Origin of the sequence: Paenibacillus physcomitrellae (genome assembly GCF_002240225.1) — a bacterium.
GTDB lineage: Bacteria > Bacillota > Bacilli > Paenibacillales > Paenibacillaceae > Fontibacillus > Fontibacillus physcomitrellae.
Genome location: NZ_CP022584.1, coordinates 2,293,815 through 2,312,500, shown reverse-complemented (window position 1 = coordinate 2,312,500; position 18,686 = coordinate 2,293,815). Strand labels below are relative to the sequence as shown.

Here is an 18,686-nt window from a genome sequence, read left to right as displayed (position 1 = left end):
CCCTCCAGCGCCAATGGTACTTGGACCGCAGGGTCCTGGGAGAGTAGGACGTCGCCAAGCGCAACCCTTACAAGGGTTACAAAATCATAAAGTTAGGGCCCTTAGCTCAGTTGGTTAGAGCGCACCCCTGATAAGGGTGAGGTCGGTGGTTCGAGTCCACTAGGGCCCACCATTTCCTAACTTCTATAAGTAAGATTGTATGCATGAGGTCCCCGAAAAGTAATGGGAATCAACCTCAGAGCTGCACTTCACTTTTTGGAGTATAGTATGGGGCCATAGCTCAGCTGGGAGAGCGCCTGCCTTGCAAGCAGGAGGTCAGGAGTTCGATCCTCCTTGGCTCCACCATCTAAATAACTGTATGAATTTCATCAACCCAATAGGATTGACCGAAATTCACACAGACTGCAGTTTCGAAGAAACTGCTTTGATCCTTGAAAACTGGATAACGAAACAACAAATGCGAATTAGAACATTCTTTTTTAGCTGAACTTGTGATCATAGAGAACAAGTGAAGTGCTAACTACAGAGCGAGGCATTTTGGAGGCCATTGATCCTTTGTGAGTCGGTTTCAACCTTGATTCATTTCAATCGAGAAACCGAGGAACAACAGAGCATATGGGCCCAAAATCCGAGCGAATTGGTTAAGCTACTAAGAGCACACGGAGGATGCCTAGGCGCTAGGAGCCGAAGAAGGACGTGGCGAACAACGATAAGGCCTCGGGGAGCTGTAAGCAAGCTTTGATCCGGGGATGTCCGAATGGGGAAACCCGGCTGGTGTAATAGCCAGTCACTCGTAACTGAATACATAGGTTGCGAAGAGGCAGACCAGGGGAACTGAAACATCTAAGTACCTTGAGGAAGAGAAAACAAGTAGTGATTCCGTCAGTAGCGGCGAGCGAACGCGGAAGAGCCTAAACCAAGAGGCTTGCCTCTTGGGGTTGTGGGACGTCTCACATGGAGTTACAAAGGAATAGGGTAGGCGAAGAGGTCTGGAAAGGCCCGCTAGAAGAGGTAAAAGCCCTGTAACCGAAAGTCTATTCCCTCCGAGACGGATCCCGAGTAGTGCGGGGTACGTGAAACCCCGTATGAATCTGCCAGGACCATCTGGTAAGGCTAAATACTCCCTAGTGACCGATAGTGAAGCAGTACCGTGAGGGAAAGGTGAAAAGCACCCCGGAAGGGGAGTGAAAGAGATCCTGAACCCGTGTGCTTACAAGAAGTCAGAGCCCTATGATGAAACTTCGTTTCATCACGGGTGATGGCGTGCCTTTTGTAGAATGAACCGGCGAGTTACGTTCCCGTGCAAGGTTAAGGTGAGAAGCCGTAGCCGTAGCGAAAGCGAGTCTGAATAGGGCGAATAAGTACGTGGGCGTAGACCCGAAACCGTGTGATCTACCCCTGTCCAGGGTGAAGGAGCGGTAACACGCACTGGAGGCCCGAACCCACGAACGTTGAAAAGTTCGGGGATGAGGTGGGGGTAGCGGAGAAATTCCAATCGAACTCGGAGATAGCTGGTTCTCCCCGAAATAGCTTTAGGGCTAGCCTCGGTGGTACAGTCGTGGAGGTAGAGCACTGATTGGGTGCGGGGCCCGCAAGGGTTACCAAGCTCAGTCAAACTCCGAATGCCATAGACTGATTAACCGGGAGTCAGACAGTGAGTGCTAAGATCCATTGTCAAAAGGGAAACAGCCCAGACCATCAGCTAAGGTCCCCAAGTGTGTGTTAAGTGGGAAAGGATGTGGAGTTGCACAGACAACCAGGATGTTGGCTTAGAAGCAGCCACCATTTAAAGAGTGCGTAATAGCTCACTGGTCGAGTGACTCTGCGCCGAAAATGTAACGGGGCTAAACACACCACCGAAGCTATGGCTTGATGCTTGCATCAGGGGTAGGGGAGCGTTGTGTATGCGTTGAAGGTGTATCGTAAGGAGCGCTGGAGAGTACACAAGTGAGAATGCCGGTATGAGTAACGAAAAGATCAGTGAGAATCTGATCCGCCGAAAGCCTAAGGGTTCCTGAGGAAGGTTCGGCCGCTCAGGGTAAGTCGGGACCTAAGGCGAGGCCGACAGGCGTAGTCGAAGGACAACAGGTGGAAATTCCTGTACCACCGTAAACCGCTATGAGCGCTGGGGTGACGCAGCAGGGTAGTGACGCGGACTGATGGATGTCCGTCCAAGCAGTGAGAGGGTAGCAGAGGCAAATCCGTGCTACATAACCTTGGGCTGTGATGGGGAGCGAAAATTGCAGTAGCGAAGGTCATGATCTCACACTGCCAAGAAAAGCCTCTAGCCAGGTGAAGGTGCCCGTACCGTAAACCGACACAGGTAGGCGAGAAGAGAATTCTAAGGCGCGCGGAAGAACTCTCGTTAAGGAACTCGGCAAAATGACCCCGTAACTTCGGGAGAAGGGGTGCCTCGGTAGGGTGAATAGCCCGAGGGGGCCGCAGTGAAAAGGCCCAAGCGACTGTTTAGCAAAAACACAGGTCTGTGCGAAGCCGTAAGGCGAAGTATACGGGCTGACGCCTGCCCGGTGCTGGAAGGTTAAGGGGAGTGGTTAGGGGTAACCCGAAGCTATGAACTGAAGCCCCAGTAAACGGCGGCCGTAACTATAACGGTCCTAAGGTAGCGAAATTCCTTGTCAGGTAAATTCTGACCCGCACGAATGGCGTAACGACTTGGGCGCTGTCTCAGCGAGAGATCCGGTGAAATTTTAATACCTGTGAAGATGCAGGTTACCCGCGACAAGACAGAAAGACCCCATGGAGCTTTACTGCAGCTTGATATTGGACTTTGATACGATTTGTACAGGATAGGTGGGAGCCTAGGAAGAGGGAGCGCAAGCTTCCTTGGATGCGCCGTGGGGATACCACCCTGATCGTATCGGAGTTCTAACCTGGTGCCCTAATCGGGCATGGGGACAGTGTCAGGTGGGCAGTTTGACTGGGGCGGTCGCCTCCTAAAGAGTAACGGAGGCGCCCCAAGGGTCCCTCAGAATGGTTGGAAATCATTCGAAGAGTGCAAAGGCAAAAGGGAGCTTGACTGCGAGACTGACAAGTCGAGCAGGGACGAAAGTCGGGCTTAGTGATCCGGTGGTACCGCATGGAAGGGCCATCGCTCAACGGATAAAAGCTACCCTGGGGATAACAGGCTTATCTCCCCCAAGAGTCCACATCGACGGGGAGGTTTGGCACCTCGATGTCGGCTCATCGCATCCTGGGGCTGAAGTAGGTCCCAAGGGTTGGGCTGTTCGCCCATTAAAGCGGTACGCGAGCTGGGTTCAGAACGTCGTGAGACAGTTCGGTCCCTATCTGTCGTGGGCGTAGGAAATTTGAGAGGAGCTGTCCTTAGTACGAGAGGACCGGGATGGACGCACCGCTGGTGCACCAGTTGTTCCGCCAGGAGCACAGCTGGGTAGCTACGTGCGGAAGGGATAAGCGCTGAAAGCATCTAAGCGTGAAGCCCCCCTCAAGATGAGATTTCCCAACTAGTAAGACCCCTTGACGACGACGAGGTAGATAGGCTGGGGGTGGAAGTGCAGCAATGCATGGAGCTGACCAGTACTAATCGGTCGAGGGCTTATCCAAATAGATCTAATCGCAATTGATTGTTTCGTATCCAGTTTTCAGGTGATCAAGCATCTGAATGTTATATTCCCTGATAGCTCAGTTGGTAGAGCACTCGACTGTTAATCGAGTTGTCACAGGTTCGAGTCCTGTTCGGGGAGCCATATGGAGAGGTGTCCGAGTTGGCCGAAGGAGCACGATTGGAAATCGTGTAGGCGTCACAAGCGTCTCGAGGGTTCGAATCCCTCTCTCTCCGCCATTATAGTCAGGCCCGTTGGTCAAGGGGTTAAGACACCTCCCTTTCACGGAGGTAACAGGGGTTCGAATCCCCTACGGGTCACCATTAACTTCAACAATGAAGTTGACTAACTTGTTATGAATATGATATACTAGATATTGTGTTCAATTTGGAGGCTTAGCTCAGCTGGGAGAGCATCTGCCTTACAAGCAGAGGGTCGGGGGTTCGATCCCCTCAGCCTCCACCATATAACATAATAAATACTTTTTACTGACGCGGGGTGGAGCAGCCCGGTAGCTCGTCGGGCTCATAACCCGAAGGCCGCAGGTTCAAATCCTGCCCCCGCAATAATCCCTTTAAGGGATCAAATGCAAGACCTTAGGCTGTGGAACCGTGGTGTAGAGGCCTAACATGCCTGCCTGTCACGCAGGAGATCGCGGGTTCGAATCCCGTCGGTTCCGCCATGTTTTTGGCTCGGTAGCTCAGTCGGTAGAGCAGAGGACTGAAAATCCTCGTGTCGGCGGTTCGATTCCGTCCCGAGCCACCATTTTTACAATTGAATAAGCCGTTGTAGCTCAACTGGTAGAGCAACTGACTTGTAATCAGTAGGTTGGGGGTTCAAGTCCTCTCGACGGCACCATTTACTGTGGAGGCTTAGCGAAGTGGCCAAACGCATCAGACTGTAAATCTGCTCCCTTACGGGTTCGGTGGTTCGAATCCATCAGCCTCCACCAGTTTATATAGGGGCATAGTTTAAAGGTAGAACAAAGGTCTCCAAAACCTTTGGTGTGGGTTCAATTCCTGCTGCCCCTGCCATATTTTTATAACTGAATAGGAAAGTTTTTATGGCGGTCGTGGCGAAGGGGTTAACGCACCGGATTGTGGCTCCGGCATTCGTGGGTTCAAGTCCCATCGATCGCCCCATTATTAACTTTTCAGAAATTTTGGGGATTAGCCAAGCGGTAAGGCAACGGACTTTGACTCCGTCATGCATAGGTTCGAATCCTATATCCCCAGCCATTTCGCGGACGTGGCTCAGCGGTAGAGCATCGCCTTGCCAAGGCGAGGGTCGCGGGTTCGATTCCCGTCGTCCGCTCCATTATTTTGGCGCCATAGCCAAGTGGTAAGGCACAGCTCTGCAAAAGCTTTATCCCCAGTTCGAGTCTGGGTGGCGCCTCCAGTATTTTTAAGTTGTATATAATATGTGCCCTTAGCTCAGCTGGATAGAGCGTTTGACTACGAATCAAAAGGTCAGGAGTTCGAATCTCTTAGGGCACGCCATATATACTTCATACTTTAATAAGCCGGTGTGGCGGAATTGGCAGACGCGCGCGACTCAAAATCGTGAGGGAAACCGTGGGGGTTCGAGTCCCTTCACCGGCATTAATTCTAAGAAGCCTTGAAATCTATTAAAGATTTCAAGGCTTCTTTCGTATATTCATAATATAGATAAGGTGGCCTTTCAAGGAGGCTGCTAACACTCTTGGAGTTTGAGCAGGAATAGATAGCATTTATCATAAAATACTGGTGGTCCCGGTTATTGGTTAGCTTAGCATCCAACCACCTTGGAAAGCATTAGAGGATGTTATCAAGTTCTTTGGTACATATGTTTTTTTATAAATTCTATGGTGTTACGGTGTTATAGTATTTATGATGTTTATGGTGTCTATGATTCCTGTGGCATTAATGGTGTCTATAGTGTTAATGGTGCAATATGGTGTATCTATGATGCTAGGATACATACGGTGATTCCTGCTGTTCAGGATGTCTCTATGATGCTTATGTTGTCTATATACCTCGTATCTATCCGTACTATTGTGCCTTGCAGTGTGTATCGCGCCTTGTCGAGCCCATCGTGCCACAGCGAGTGGTCTATTGTTGCTATCGTGCAGAGTATGGACGGGGACGTCTCTTTCAAAGTCTTTGGTGCGCGCTTTGGGTACGATTGGCGCCGGCGGCTGCAGAATTAGTGATTAAGTTTTTAATGGGCTTATGGTTAAACTTAATAAAGCTTGTTAAGTAAGTATTAAGCTTAATGCGATCACTGTACGGGCCCGAGAGATAGGAAAAAAGCGGATGAGCCTGGAATTGTTCGAACTATGATTCGGATTAAAAAGATAATTTAAATATTTGGGTTGTAATGTAAACGCTTTTATGTTACCCTTTAGAACTATAAAAACGTTTTTATTTTGAGGTGAAAACTTTGGCAAGGATAACTATAAAAGATGTAGCCCGCGAAGCAGGAGTTTCCATCTCAACGGTCTCTAATGCATTGAATGATGTAGATGTACTTAATCCTGAAACGAAAATGCACGTACTTCAGGTAGCACAACGATTGAATTACGTCCCTAATCTCAATGGCAAGCTGCTAAAGTCAGGAAAAACACATATGATCGGATTCTTTACGACAAGTGTGACGGGACCTTACTTTTACAAGCTGGTAGAAACGATGGCACGGGAATGTGACCGCTACGGATACGGGCTTAATGTCTTCGTTACCCGGGATAAGCAGGTTATCATGAATAATATATTAGGCAGCCGGGTTGACGGAGTGATTATTTACGAAGAATTGCGGATAGATGAGAACGATATTGCTGTTATGAAGAAAGATAAAGTCAAAGCTGTTTTTCTGGATCGCGAGATTGAGGATGACACTATGGGCAGTATTATCTTCGATTCTTATATCGCCGGCTATGAGGCTACGAAATACTTGATCAGCTTGGGCCATAAGCATATTGCTTATATCTCCGGGGTTGAAACGATGTTTGACAGTGAGCAGCGGAAGGAAGGATACCTGGCTGCGCTTAAGGAATATCAGCTGCCAATCAAAGAGGAATATATTTTGCAGGGATATTTTGAAGAAGAAAGCACTTATAATGCCATTAAGTCTTTTATCTATCAACATTCTGAACAACTGCCGGACGCCTTTCTAGCAGGGAATGACTTGAGTGCTATCGGATGTATTAAAGCTCTTGAGAATCATGGTTATGAGGTGCCTGCCCAGGTTAGTGTGGTAGGGTTTGACGATATCGATATTGCTCCTTATTTCTCACCTCCACTGACGACAGTAAGGAATCAGATTGCGAGACAGGGGATTCTGGCGATTGAACAGCTGATCCGGATGATTGAGAAGAAGGAACAGGGACACAGCCAAAGGCTAAAGGGTGAGCTTGTTGTCAGAGGCAGCAGTCAGGTCAAGCTTCAGTAAAAATAAAATGGGCTGAACGAGTTGGATTCGGACAGGAGGAGGGAGTTTTAGGGGTTTTTTACATCAAAATAAAAACGTTTTTATCGAAAATGGTTCACTAATCAACAAGGTAAGAGCCTGGAGGGGAGAAGAGAATATGGCCAAATTAGCGGTGACAGAGCCGGTCAACGGCAAACCGAACGAGAAAACAACGATGGGGCAAAAAATCAAGGAATTTGCTGTAGATTTCTGGAGACAACGGGAACTGCAGTCGATGATCATTCCAGGCATTATTTTTATGATTATCTTTTGTTACATTCCTATTTATGGTCTGACTATTGCCTTTAAAAGCTATACGGTCATCGATACGCTGGATTCGGCTCCATGGGTGGGCCTGGAGAATTTCAAGATTATTATGTCCGACCAATATTTTTGGGACGCTGTAGTCAACACTTTGGCAATCAGCTTTCTGAAATTAGGTATTGGGTTCATCATTCCTATTATTTTGGCGATTATGATCTACGAATTGAGTTTCACACGCATGAAGAAATTTGTTCAGACGGTATCCTATTTGCCGCACTTTCTGTCTTGGATCGTACTTGGCGGCATGATGATCAACTGGTTCTCGACAACAGGGCTTTTTAATCAGATCCTGCTGGATCTAGGGATTATTTCAAAGGGCCAGAACATTTTGCTGGATCCGGGCAAATACTGGTGGATCGCCACTTTATCGGATATCTGGAAAGAAGCAGGCTGGGGAACAATCCTGTATCTCGCTATCATGGCCAAAATTGACCCTACCTACTATGAAGCTGCGAAGATCGATGGGGCAAGCCGAATTCGGCAAATCTGGAATATTACGCTCCCTAACATGAGATCCATCATCAGTTTAAACCTGATCTTGACTGTAAGCGGTTTATTGGGATCGAATTTGGACCAAACCTTGGTACTGATGAATTCGCAGAACCGGGAAACGGCGGAAGTCATCAACTCTTACGTATATCGTATGGGCTTGACGCAAGGGGATTTCTCGTACGCTACCGCTGTAGGTCTGGGCGTTTCCATTGTTTCCGTCATTCTGCTTGTCACAGCTAATAAAGTCACCAGTAAGCTGAACGATAATCAATCTGTTCTATAAGAGGAGGCATTTTCATGAATCGAAAGGCGATTAGAGAAGATTTAAACAGCCGCGTCTTTAATGCCTTCAATATAACGCTGCTTGTTATCATTACCCTTGTTATTATTATCCCTTTGTGGAATGTCATTATTTCCTCATTGAGTTCAGGGCAAGCGCTGGCAGAAGGTGGATTTATATTCTGGAGCCCAGAGTTTTCTTTGGAAAATTATCGTGCGGTATTCCAGGACGACAGCATTTGGCAGGCCTTTTTTATCTCGGTGTCCAAGACGGTGCTTGGCGTCGCCACCCACGTTTTCTTCTGTGCGATGATCGGTTACGCGCTTAGTAAACAAAATCTGCGTGGCCGCAAATTGTATGTCGCCATGGGCGTCATCACCATGTTTTTCTCAGGCGGTATGATCCCGATTTACCTGTTGATTAAGTCCTTGGGACTGTTAAACACCTTCTGGGTGTACATCATTCCTGCTCTCTTTAGTTATTACGATGTAGTTATCCTGATGAACTTCTTTCGGAATGTGCCGGATGCGCTTGAGGAATCGGCGAAAATCGACGGTGCAGGCGAGTGGCGCATTTTCCTGAAGATTTTTATACCTTTGTCCATGCCGGCTATGGCTACAATCGCCTTGTTTAATGGCGTCGGCCAATGGAACGATTTCTTGACTACCAAGCTGTACATTACAGATCAGGCCTTATACCCGCTGCAGATGAAGCTGTACGAGATCATTGTGCAGTCCCAGACGCAGTCGATGCAAAATGCTAGCTCGGCCGTGATCGAAACCACCACTAAAGGGGTTCAACTTGCGACAATCGTAATTACTACTCTGCCGATTGTTGTAATTTATCCATTGCTTCAAAGGTACTTTATCTCTGGCATTATGATGGGGGCGGTGAAGGAATAAAAGCATTCTGTACACTGAAACATGGAGTCTAGTCCAAGGGGTAAACGCTTTGATAAAAAAGGGAGGTAAACAAACATGATAAAGATGAGTAAAGTATTGCGGAAAAAAGGGGTTTCGCTGGGTGCCGTTCTGCTGGCAATCATGCTGACAATCACTGCCTGCGGTTCCGGAGGCGGAGGAGGTTCCAAGAGCGCTGCTCTTCCGGATCTGGATGGCCGCTATACACCGGACCCATCGACACCGGCATGGAAGCTTGATACGAAGAAGGAAACAACCGATCTGACCTGGTACGTTAATGCGGACTGGTGGAATACAGACTTCGGTAAAGATACAGTAACCAAAAAGATTAAAGAGGATTTGAATATCAACATTAAATTCATCACCGGTGACGATACAAAACTGAATACCTTCTTCGCCGGCGGAGATATGCCTGACATTATTACGGTCTTTGATTCCAATTCAGCCGTTGCGCAGAAAGCTTCCACATGGGCGCTGCCGCTTAACGATCTGGCCGAGAAATATGATCCATATTTCAACCAGGTAGCTGCTAAGGATACAATGAACTGGTTCCAGCAGAAAGACGGCAAAACGTACGGATACCCCGACTACTCCAATACGCAGGCCGATTATGACAGCGGTACCATTCCGGCAAAAACAGCCTTTATTATTCGCCAGGACGTGTATGAGGCAATCGGCAAACCTAGTATGAAAACACCGGAAGAATTTGAAAGTGCTATGGAGAAGATCAAAAGCCAGTTCCCGCAATTGATTCCGTTTGGCTTTAACTCGATTGGAACAGGTACAGGTTCGCTGGGCGATGTGCTTCAGGATTACCTGGGCGTGCCGCTGGAAGACAAAGACGGCAAGTTCTATAACCGCAACCTGGATGAAGATTACTTGACCTGGTTGAAAACGCTTAACACCGTTTACCGTAACGGCGATATCAGTGATGACAGCTTTGCCGATGACGGTACGGCTTTTGAAGAGAAAGTTAAATCCGGTAAATATGCAACGATCATGCTCGACGGTGTGCCACAGCAAGGCGGCAACCTGCAGACGTTTATGACCAACAACCCTGAGGATAAATACATCGCGGTCGATGGACCACAAAGCACGGTTGGCAACCAGCCAACGCTGAACCAATCGGGTATTACAGGCTGGATGATCAACTACATCACGAAAAAAGCTAAAGACCCAGCCAAAGCGATCCAAGTCTTTACTTATTTGCTGAGTGACGAAGGCCAGGCATTGGTGAACTTCGGTATTGAAGGCGAAACGTACAAGAAAAATTCGGACGGAACGGTAGAATTCCTGCCGGCTGTTAAAGAGCTGCAGTTGACTAACTCCGACAAGTTCAAAAAGGACTACCGGATGGGCGAATTCATTTTCTTCGGACACGACCGTTATAAAGCCCTTAACAAAGACTCCTCTCCTGAGGCGATCAAGCAAATGCAGGAATGGGGCAATGGCAAGCTGAAACCGCATTTCATTCTGGAAAATATCAACCCGGATCAAGGTACGGCGGAGGCACGTTCGTTGTCCGCAATTGACACAACTTGGAATACTACGCTGGTTAGTCTGATCAGATCTAAGACGGATGATGATTTCAATAAAACGCTGGATGCTTACAAGAAATTCCTGGATGATAACAACTGGAGCAAAATTGTAGACATTCGCAGCGAGAAAATGCAGGCTAACAGAGAGAAACTGGGAATCAAGTAATGAGCTAAATGGAGAAGGGCCTTGAAAAGGGCTCTTCTTTACCCTAATTTGTGCTTAACTCTAATTCGAGCATCAGGAGGCGACTTCATGTCCGAGCTATTGATTTACCAGTCCAAAGGAGAAGGCGAACTGTTCATTCAGCAATCCGCGGTGCAGCTGGCGAGCCGTTCTAAACCGGATGGAGAAAAGGTTACTGTAACTTTGGATGAGAAAGAAACCTTTCAGGAGATAGATGGATTCGGAGCATCCTTTACGGATTCGGCCGCTTATCTGATTCATCAAATTCTGGATGAAGGGCAGCAGGCGGAGGTTATGACCCGTTTGTTTGACCCGTCGGAAGGCATAGGATTGTCTGTATTACGAAATCCAATGGGAGCTTCGGACTACGCCAGATCCATTTACAGCTATAATGATAGGCCTGAAGGCGAGACCGATCCGGAGCTGGAGCATTTCTCCATTGCCCATGATGAAGGAGATATTATTCCTCTGCTGCACAAAGCCAGGAAGCTGAACCCTGAAGTGAAGTTATTTGCTTCACCGTGGAGCGCACCCGCCTGGATGAAGACCAGCGGTTCGATGAAAACAGGAGAACTGAAGAAAGAATATTATCCGGCTTTTGCCGAATATTTTGCGCGCTATATCCAAGCTTATAAAGATAAAGGTCTTGATATTTACGCGGTAACACCGCAAAATGAACCGCTTTATGAGCCAAGCCATTATCCAAGCATGAAGATGTTGGCCGAGGCGCAGGCCGAATTTGTTAGAGATCATTTGAAGCCTGCATTCGTCAGTCATGGACTCCATACCAAAATTCTTTGTTATGATCATAACTGGGATCGTCCCGATTATCCAACGACCGTGTTCGAGCAAGCGATGGAGCAGGTGGATGGTGTAGCTTGGCACTGGTACGGCGGGAAACCGTCGGCGCAAAGCGAAGTGTTCGAGAAATTCCCGGGCAAGGAAGTGCATTTCACGGAAGGCTCCGGCGGGGAATGGATTCCTCCTTTCGAACAAGCTTTTAGCAACGTGATGCGTACGGGAATTGAGATTCTGCGCAACCATAGCAAATCCTTTATTCTGTGGAATATGGCGCTGGATGAGCAAAATGGACCCACGGTCCCGGGATTTGGCAACAGCACATGCCGGGGAATCGTGCAGGTTAACCAGCAGACGCGAGAGCTTGTTTATACTTTGGATTATTATGCTTTGGCTCATTTCAGCAAAATCATTCGTCCGGGCGCTTTGCGAATCGCCTCTGAATCGAGTGAGGAAGCGATCCGTTCCGTAGCTTTTGTGAATAAGGATGCCTCCAAGGCTGTCGTTCTCTTCAATGACAGTGAGCAGGAAGAGACGGTTAGCTTAAAACTTAAGGGAGACGATGTGATCGCTTTCCCTATGCCGGCCAAAAGCGCCATCTCCATTCAAATTCCAGCCAGCTATTGATGGATCTTGGATAGAGGCTATGGATTTTGAAGCATTTTGAATCATAAGATAGATAAGTTAAAAACGCTGCATGGAGCCTATGAGGTTCTGTGCAGCGTTTTTGTATTTGCATGAAATGCAAAGCAGGAATAGATCAGATGGAGTGGAGAATAGACCTCTCATCATAAAACAAGCACCACCGTATACCGGCCAAACCGTTTAAAAATAAGGCCGCTGCTTGCTGGCGGAAGTGGGTCGCCTTCGTCAAAAATGTAAGCAGCTTGTTGAGCCTTGTGAAAGAAAGGAGTCCCAAACCGGTATCTTCCAAACGAAGACACTTGCTGAAAGTCTTGGCCGGGATTGGCATAGACCACACTTTTTATAAAGTCGGCTGTCCGGGTCTTTTCGTAAAAAAGCACATAAATATAAGGCATGTTAATTCTGTTTGTGATATAAATCGTACCCGGCGTCGAGGCGGAGGCAAAATCAATCGCATCACCTAAATGGTTGGCAAAAACAGTGCTGATTTGTTTCGGATAATCCCGGAAATAGACAGCTGCGAACGCTGAAAAGTAAATAAGAAATGCGGCTGCGCAAAGAATGCTTAACCCTTTCTTTATTCGGTGAAAGAACAGGACACCCCCGCAGATTAACAAGATAATCGGGTAAAATATAACATTAACCCGGTTAATATTTACCTCTATGATGAGAACCATCAGAACAGCAGAGCCCAGCCACAACAGGATGATGGCTTGAAGAGGCTCTCGGTTGCTGCGCAAAGCCCAGATGGATGCAATCAGACCGAGCAAAGCAAATGGAAGGCCAATAGGATATGCATACCCGAACGGTGAGATTGAATTCCAAGGCAAACCATCACTGCCCGACAGCAGAAGGGATATAAAGCTGTGTATATGCTCCCTTGCCGAGAGAAGGAAATGTCCATCGCTAAAAGTGGTAACGGTTTCAACGCGCGGCACAGTCAATCTGGGTATGGACAATAACGGAGTAATGATAGAAGGCAGATTCAGCCAGTTGATTAACAGAAATAATAGAATAGGTAAGCCTATTATGATAAACAGCAGGAAATTCAGCAGCAGCATTCTTAGGCTAAGCTGTTTGCGTTTGAACAACAAGAAGGCGATCAGAGTGAGGAACACCGGAACGAAGAAATAAGCTGTTCCATAAGCATACAGCGATATGGCCATAACAGTCGTAAAAGCATAGAACCAACGCGGCGACTGAAGCGCTTTTACCAGGCAGTAAACGGCAAACAAAACCAGAGTAGGGAACAAATTAGACTCCAAAGCCCATCTGGACATCATGATGTGCCAGGGATTTATAGCTATAAGCAGCATGGCGACCGGAGCTGCGGCTTGGGAACGGAAGAGATGCCGGGCAAGCAGGCAGAACACGGGCATGGCAGCAATGCCAGCCAACACGCCCAGCAGCCTTACAGACAGCGGAGTAAGACCCATAACCGCGATAAATGGCATGGATAAATAAGCATATAAGGCGTTCTGACCGCTTCCCCACGCAATTAAATGGACAGGCATAGGCATGCTGTTGCGGTCGATTCCATAATGAAGAATGGAAAAGGCATCATATCCGATAGAGGCTTCGTCCTGATTCAGCCCCGGAGGAATCGAGCCTAGCTGCAGAATCCGCAGGAGGACGCCAAGAACAAAAAATAATAGTGTATAACGGTGTTGTTGGCAAAAAGTATAGGCTTGAGATAATCCCCGCATCTTCCTTCACCCCTCCTTCCGGCAGTAAAATTCCCTTAGTTCGATAGAGAAGAATGGTAAGGACCCGGACGTAGATTCACTGGGAGCGTTCACCAGATCGTAAATCCCCCGATTCATAGAGAATAGGGGCCTCAGGCTGCGGCCAAGTTTCTCCTATCCCTGCCGCAGACAAGTCGGTCCACCTTGCAGGGTTATATTTCCTGAGGCACCCATGTCCCTTGCTGGAACGCCTCTCTTACCCCTCAGTTGCTGTAAAGCGGACCAGACCGGCTGAAGGAACGGCTATTTCATGCAGGCCTTTTGTCCAATTCCACGTTTGGGACTGCAGGGTTTGACCGCAGCAATCGAGAACCTCCATACGGCAGGTGATGGCTGAAAGGGAAGAACGGACGACCAATCGGTCTCCGGCTGTTCCGTTAACCACGATAAGCTGCTCAAAAGGGTCCTCGATGTTCACAATGGAATTGGCGTATACGGCAATAATCTGTTTGCCTCCGTTACGAGCTGAGACGAGAGGATACAGCAGTTCCGGATAGTCCGGGCGGAGTTCTCCTTCCAGGAGAACATCGCGGTGCTCCCTGCAGAATGCGGTCCAGAAGCGGAGCATACTCAGGTGCTGACTCCCGATCTGGTCCAGACGCACGGAAATTTGGGGAACGGAAAATAGAATATGGATCATTTGCATAGCCGCATTCGCAACCGAATCGCGGTGATTAAACATGATCATATCGGAATGAACGGCAGTACGGCCTGATAGTAAACGCAGATCCAGCGTGCGTACCCGATTTTGGATGAAATCGTTAGGGCAGTCGCTGGCGCGGAACATATTGCCGTACTTTCGCATCAGCGGACCAATATAGGTCTGCCGGAATTCGATCAGGATATCCGGCTTGATAGCTCTAAGCCGCTCCATCACATCAGTCATTAAGCGGTCAATAGCCTCCGGTACAGAAACGTCATCCTGTCCTGGATGCCCTGTGCTGCAGGCTGCGTGGTTTGAACTGTCATTCAGCCGGAAGCTGTCAACGAAGTCGAGCTTGAGCCCGTCAATGTTCCAATCCCTTACGGCCTGTTCATAGATCTGAATTAAATATTCTCTTACCTCCGGATAACGCGGGTCGAGTACGCCGGCATTCAGCTTCTCGTCAACGCTCAAGAGCTTGTCGGCAAATCGCCCCCAGGCCTTGCTGTTCCGCCCGATAAAGGGAACGGAATACCAGAGCATAAATTTCATGCCAAGCTGGTGAATGCTGGCGACATGTGCTTTCATGTCCGGAATTTTTGCGCTGCAAACCTCCCAGTCCCCGGTATAGGCATATCCCCGCTGATTATCTTCGGTTTGCCAGCCGTCATCGACAATGATCGTATCGCAGCCGATCTCTTTGGCGAGCCGGGCTTCCCGTTCCAGTTCCTCAGCCATTACTTCCTGATGAAACGAATACCAGGTGGAATACATCGGGTTCCAGGCTGTTTCAGGAACGTGGGCGGGTTGGAAGCCGGGCTGCTGTTCCCACCATTCGGTAACTCCTTTGAGCGCTTCATAGTAAGGAAGATCCCTGCAGTCCATACGAAGAGTGGCTGTATATTCATTCGAGCCCCGATTTGGCACTGGCGTTTCAAACAGCGTGATGGAACAGGTGAAGGAGGAGTCCTCCTCGCGGAGGCCGGCTTTAAGAGTTACCTCATTCAGAGCCTCTGTAAAAGCAAAGGTCAGCCGGTTTCGCCCTTCGTGGCTGAACAAGGAAACGACAGGAGCCAGCGATGTATTGCGGGACTGGAATCCTTCGTTCCAATCGATTTGAAAGGCTTTATTCCGGTCGGTGCCGGGATGCCACATGGAGTGGATATCGATGGCGGGGTAGGACCATTCCAGCCGGCAGACCGGAGGCTGTTCATCGCTCTGAGCGGTCAAATGGACATGAACCAGCCACAAACCTTCCTCAAGAGATTCGATTCTTTGGGAAACGGTAAAAAAGTTATCGGTGTTCTGAAACGATACGGTGGGATAAGAGTGAGTAAGCAAACTTTTCATAATGCCTCCTGATGATATCCATTTATTTTGTTCGTTTAGAGTATATATTTTACGAAACGTATAGTAAACAAAAATGCCGAAAAAACCATAAAAATTATATTTTCATAAAGATAAACGTTATAAAATATTTTGTAAGCGATTCAAAATAGGGGTATTGTCGAGAAATTTGATCTATGTTATATTGAAAACGCAATGATACTTCGATTTGTTTAGTAAACAAAAAGCGGATTTGATTGGCAAATTCTCGGCAACATTATAAAATAACAGTGAGGGGTGTTTCCCAAATATGAAGTGAAAAGGTGATTGATTTTGGCGACTATTCGTGATGTTGCGGGGCTCGCAGGCGTGTCTCCGTCTACAGTATCCCGTGTTTTAAATGGAGATCCGTCTTTGTCGGTATTGGAGGAAACGAGAATCAAAATTCTTTCTGCTGCTGAGCAATTGCAATATAAGGCGGTGCAGCGGAAGCCTGCCGTCAAAGCGGCGCAGTTGAAAGACTATAAAATTGGTCTCGTCACTTTCTGCTCCGAACAATTTGAATCCGAAGATCCGTATTATTTATCCATTCGCATGCAAATCGAGAAGGAGTTCAATCAATTGGGCCTTCATATTACCCGCACGATCCGCTGGGTCAATCACGAGTCTTATGAAAGCTTGTCAGGGCTGGATGGTCTTATCGTTATTGGTAAGTTTGAATTTGATCCCTATAATCTGTTCTTCAACCGGATTCAAAATGTCGTGTTCGTCGATTATTCGCCTGATGAGGACCGATTTGACTCTGTTGTAGTTGATTTTAATAAAGTGACGACCACAGCGCTTGATCATCTGATTGGTTTGGGATATACCCGAATCGGCCTGATCAGCTCACGTGATTTTATTAATCGTTTTGGCTCCGACTCAGGCATTGATTCCATTGACCAGCGGCAGAGCAGTTTTGAAGCTTATATGAAGCAAAAGAATTTATACAGGCCGGAGCATGTCCATATCGGAAGCGACTTCTCCATGTCTACGGGATATCAGCTGATGAAAGCAGCCGTTGAGAAAGGGAATCTGCCGGAGGCTTTCCTTATCGGTTCCGATCCTATGGCTATTGCTGCAGGCAGGGCGCTTAAGGAGGCCGGACTAAAGGTGCCCAAAGATGTGGCATTGGTTGGCATTGACGATATCGAAATGGCGGCTTATATGGATCCCCCGCTTACAACGATCAAGATTTACACCGAACAAATGGGGCAGACCGCCGTTAAAATGCTGCTTGAACGAATCGAGGGGAGAGAGGTGCCTCTCAAAGTGGTTCTTCCGTCCAAACTGATCATTAGAAACAGCTGCGGGGCGGAGCGAAAGTTGAAATCGACGGGCAGTGCATAAGCAATAAACAGCTTGCAACCGATAGAGCGGCTGTTATGACGACAGCCGCATTTCTACCATTAGGGGGAGATTATATATGAGAAAATGGTCTATCCTGGTTTTGTCTTTACTCGTTGTATGGGGTTTGACGGCATGCGGCAGCGGCTCGAATAATGCTTCGAACGATGCAGCTGGCAATGCAAATACCGGTAATCAAAGTGACGCTGGCGGTGCAGGGGCAGGCCCGAAAGGGAATATCACATTTGCCTTTTGGGGAGCTCAGACGGAAGCCGATGCCATCAAGCAGGTGATTGATAATTTCCAAAGCCACAATCCGGACATCAAGGTAGAAAGTCAGTGGATTCAGCAGGATTATTTGACCAAACTCCAAACGATGATCGCTGGCGGCACCACCCCGGATGTCATCTTGGTCTCCGGAGGAGATTTACCTGGATTTGCAAGCGCTTTCCAGGAGTTACAAATCGATCCTTCCGTGTTTAGCTCACAGTCCCTGGTTGATGCAATGTCCATTGACGGCAAAACCTATGCAGCGCCATTTATCATCAAACCGAAGGTTATGGCGATCAACAAAGACTTGTTCGCCAAGAACAACATCGAGCTTCCAAGCAAAACCGAACCGATGACGACGGAGCAATTCGACGAAATCGCCAAAAAGATTACCAGCGGCGAAGGCTCCTCCAAAATTTACGGCTCCGAGCCGCTCTGGATCGGCAACTGGATTTATGCCTTTGGCGGCCAATATTATTCCGATGATTTGAGCAAGTCCACGCTGGATTCGCCGGAGGCCATTCAAGCCGGAGAATATATCGTTTCCACGAAACAGGCCGGCACCGTGCCAAGCGATAACGAGAAACAGGGGCAGGACATGATGAACTGGTTCCTCTCCGGCCGAATCGGCATGTATACCGACTTTGGTCCATGGAGTATTCCGCAAATGGCCGATACTGAAGGTTTTGACTGGGACCTGGTTCCATTCCCAGGCAACGGCGGCTCCAAAGAAGTGGATGGCCTGGCGCTGAGCAAGGACAGCAAAAATCCGGATGCGGCCAAAGCCTTCATTACTTACCTGACGCAAAGTGATGAAGCCCAAAAGATTATTGGCGGAAATAAAAGCGCTTACGGCGTACCTGTGCTCGCAAGTGCCATGGATGCTTTCGAGCAAATCTTCCCGGACAAAAATCTGAACGCGTTTGTTTATGCCGCAGACAATCAACATATCCAGGAAGCGCAAAAACGCACGAACGAAATCAACAACGAGCTGAAAGCCATTGACGACCAGACGCCGATCGGCATCGGCAAGCAGGACGTCAAGGTAGTTTTCCCGCAGGTGGCCGAGAAGATCAACAAAATCCTACAACAATAAAGACAGGAGCGGCC

The 18,686-nt window shown here is 48.1% G+C and carries 9 protein-coding genes, 18 tRNA genes and 2 rRNA genes (1 of these 29 only partly in view); 27 read left to right on the top strand and 2 right to left on the bottom strand.

The genetic code is table 11. The features are described from left to right. The 25 genes from rrf to CBE73_RS10380 form a co-directional block, all read left to right on the top strand. Positions 1–60 (top strand): 5S ribosomal RNA (gene rrf, locus CBE73_RS10500) (it extends 57 nt beyond the left edge of the window). A gap of 35 nt (positions 61–95) precedes the next feature. Next, positions 96–172 (top strand) — tRNA-Ile (locus CBE73_RS10495). Positions 173–269: 97 nt separating this feature from the next. Then, positions 270–345: transfer RNA gene (locus CBE73_RS10490), tRNA-Ala, on the top strand. A gap of 294 nt (positions 346–639) precedes the next feature. Then, positions 640–3,582 (top strand): 23S ribosomal RNA (locus CBE73_RS10485). Positions 3,583–3,649: 67 nt separating this feature from the next. Further along, positions 3,650–3,725 (top strand) — tRNA-Asn (locus CBE73_RS10480). A 3-nt stretch (positions 3,726–3,728) separates the two neighbouring features. Further along, a tRNA-Ser gene (locus tag CBE73_RS10475) sits at positions 3,729–3,820 on the top strand. A gap of 9 nt (positions 3,821–3,829) precedes the next feature. Beyond that, positions 3,830–3,904 (top strand) — tRNA-Glu (locus CBE73_RS10470). Positions 3,905–3,970: 66 nt separating this feature from the next. Continuing rightward, positions 3,971–4,046, top strand: a tRNA-Val gene (locus tag CBE73_RS10465). A gap of 27 nt (positions 4,047–4,073) precedes the next feature. After that, positions 4,074–4,147, top strand: a tRNA-Met gene (locus tag CBE73_RS10460). Positions 4,148–4,186: 39 nt separating this feature from the next. Beyond that, a tRNA-Asp gene (locus CBE73_RS10455) sits at positions 4,187–4,263 on the top strand. 7 nt (positions 4,264–4,270) lie between these two features. Then, positions 4,271–4,346: transfer RNA gene (locus CBE73_RS10450), tRNA-Phe, on the top strand. Positions 4,347–4,363: 17 nt separating this feature from the next. After that, positions 4,364–4,439 (top strand) — tRNA-Thr (locus CBE73_RS10445). An 8-nt stretch (positions 4,440–4,447) separates the two neighbouring features. Continuing rightward, positions 4,448–4,533 (top strand) — tRNA-Tyr (locus CBE73_RS10440). An 8-nt stretch (positions 4,534–4,541) separates the two neighbouring features. Beyond that, positions 4,542–4,615, top strand: a tRNA-Trp gene (locus tag CBE73_RS10435). Positions 4,616–4,647: 32 nt separating this feature from the next. Further along, positions 4,648–4,723, top strand: a tRNA-His gene (locus tag CBE73_RS10430). Positions 4,724–4,744: 21 nt separating this feature from the next. Next, positions 4,745–4,819 (top strand) — tRNA-Gln (locus CBE73_RS10425). Positions 4,820–4,823: 4 nt separating this feature from the next. Beyond that, a tRNA-Gly gene (locus tag CBE73_RS10420) sits at positions 4,824–4,898 on the top strand. 7 nt (positions 4,899–4,905) lie between these two features. Beyond that, a tRNA-Cys gene (locus CBE73_RS10415) sits at positions 4,906–4,979 on the top strand. Positions 4,980–5,003: 24 nt separating this feature from the next. Further along, positions 5,004–5,080, top strand: a tRNA-Arg gene (locus tag CBE73_RS10410). Between the two features lie 22 nt (positions 5,081–5,102). Next, positions 5,103–5,182 (top strand) — tRNA-Leu (locus tag CBE73_RS10405). Between the two features lie 820 nt (positions 5,183–6,002). After that, positions 6,003–7,007, top strand: coding sequence for a LacI family DNA-binding transcriptional regulator (locus tag CBE73_RS10400; protein ID WP_094094176.1), 1,005 nt, complete (start codon positions 6,003–6,005; stop codon positions 7,005–7,007). Between the two features lie 136 nt (positions 7,008–7,143). After that, a complete protein-coding gene (locus CBE73_RS10395) occupies positions 7,144–8,124 on the top strand; it encodes an ABC transporter permease (protein WP_094094175.1) in 981 nt (326 codons plus the stop codon). Positions 8,125–8,138: 14 nt separating this feature from the next. After that, complete coding sequence (locus tag CBE73_RS10390; protein WP_094094174.1) at positions 8,139–9,023, top strand: carbohydrate ABC transporter permease; 885 nt, start codon at positions 8,139–8,141, stop codon at positions 9,021–9,023. 84 nt (positions 9,024–9,107) lie between these two features. Next, positions 9,108–10,745, top strand: a complete 1,638-nt coding sequence (locus tag CBE73_RS10385; protein WP_244905540.1) for a type 2 periplasmic-binding domain-containing protein — start codon at positions 9,108–9,110, stop codon at positions 10,743–10,745. 87 nt (positions 10,746–10,832) lie between these two features. After that, positions 10,833–12,188, top strand: coding sequence for a glycoside hydrolase family 30 protein (locus CBE73_RS10380; protein WP_094094173.1), 1,356 nt, complete (start codon positions 10,833–10,835; stop codon positions 12,186–12,188). 161 nt (positions 12,189–12,349) lie between these two features. On the opposite strand, the gene CBE73_RS10375 is transcribed toward CBE73_RS10380, so the two are convergent. Both CBE73_RS10375 and CBE73_RS10370 read right to left on the bottom strand, forming a co-directional pair. Beyond that, positions 12,350–13,912 carry a glycosyltransferase family 39 protein gene (locus tag CBE73_RS10375; RefSeq protein WP_094094172.1) on the bottom strand — a complete coding sequence of 521 codons (1,563 nt, stop codon included), beginning with the start codon at positions 13,910–13,912 and terminating at the stop codon, positions 12,350–12,352. A 235-nt stretch (positions 13,913–14,147) separates the two neighbouring features. Continuing rightward, on the bottom strand, positions 14,148–15,944 hold the full coding sequence (locus tag CBE73_RS10370) for a glycoside hydrolase family 36 protein (protein WP_094094171.1): 1,797 nt from the start codon (positions 15,942–15,944) through the stop codon (positions 14,148–14,150). Positions 15,945–16,253: 309 nt separating this feature from the next. On the opposite strand from CBE73_RS10370, the gene CBE73_RS10365 reads away from it, so the two are divergent. Both CBE73_RS10365 and CBE73_RS10360 read left to right on the top strand, forming a co-directional pair. Then, positions 16,254–17,309, top strand: coding sequence for a LacI family DNA-binding transcriptional regulator (locus tag CBE73_RS10365; RefSeq protein WP_174704700.1), 1,056 nt, complete (start codon positions 16,254–16,256; stop codon positions 17,307–17,309). 76 nt (positions 17,310–17,385) lie between these two features. After that, positions 17,386–18,672, top strand: a complete 1,287-nt coding sequence (locus CBE73_RS10360; protein WP_094094169.1) for an ABC transporter substrate-binding protein — start codon at positions 17,386–17,388, stop codon at positions 18,670–18,672. The last annotated feature ends 14 nt before the right edge of the window (positions 18,673–18,686 follow it).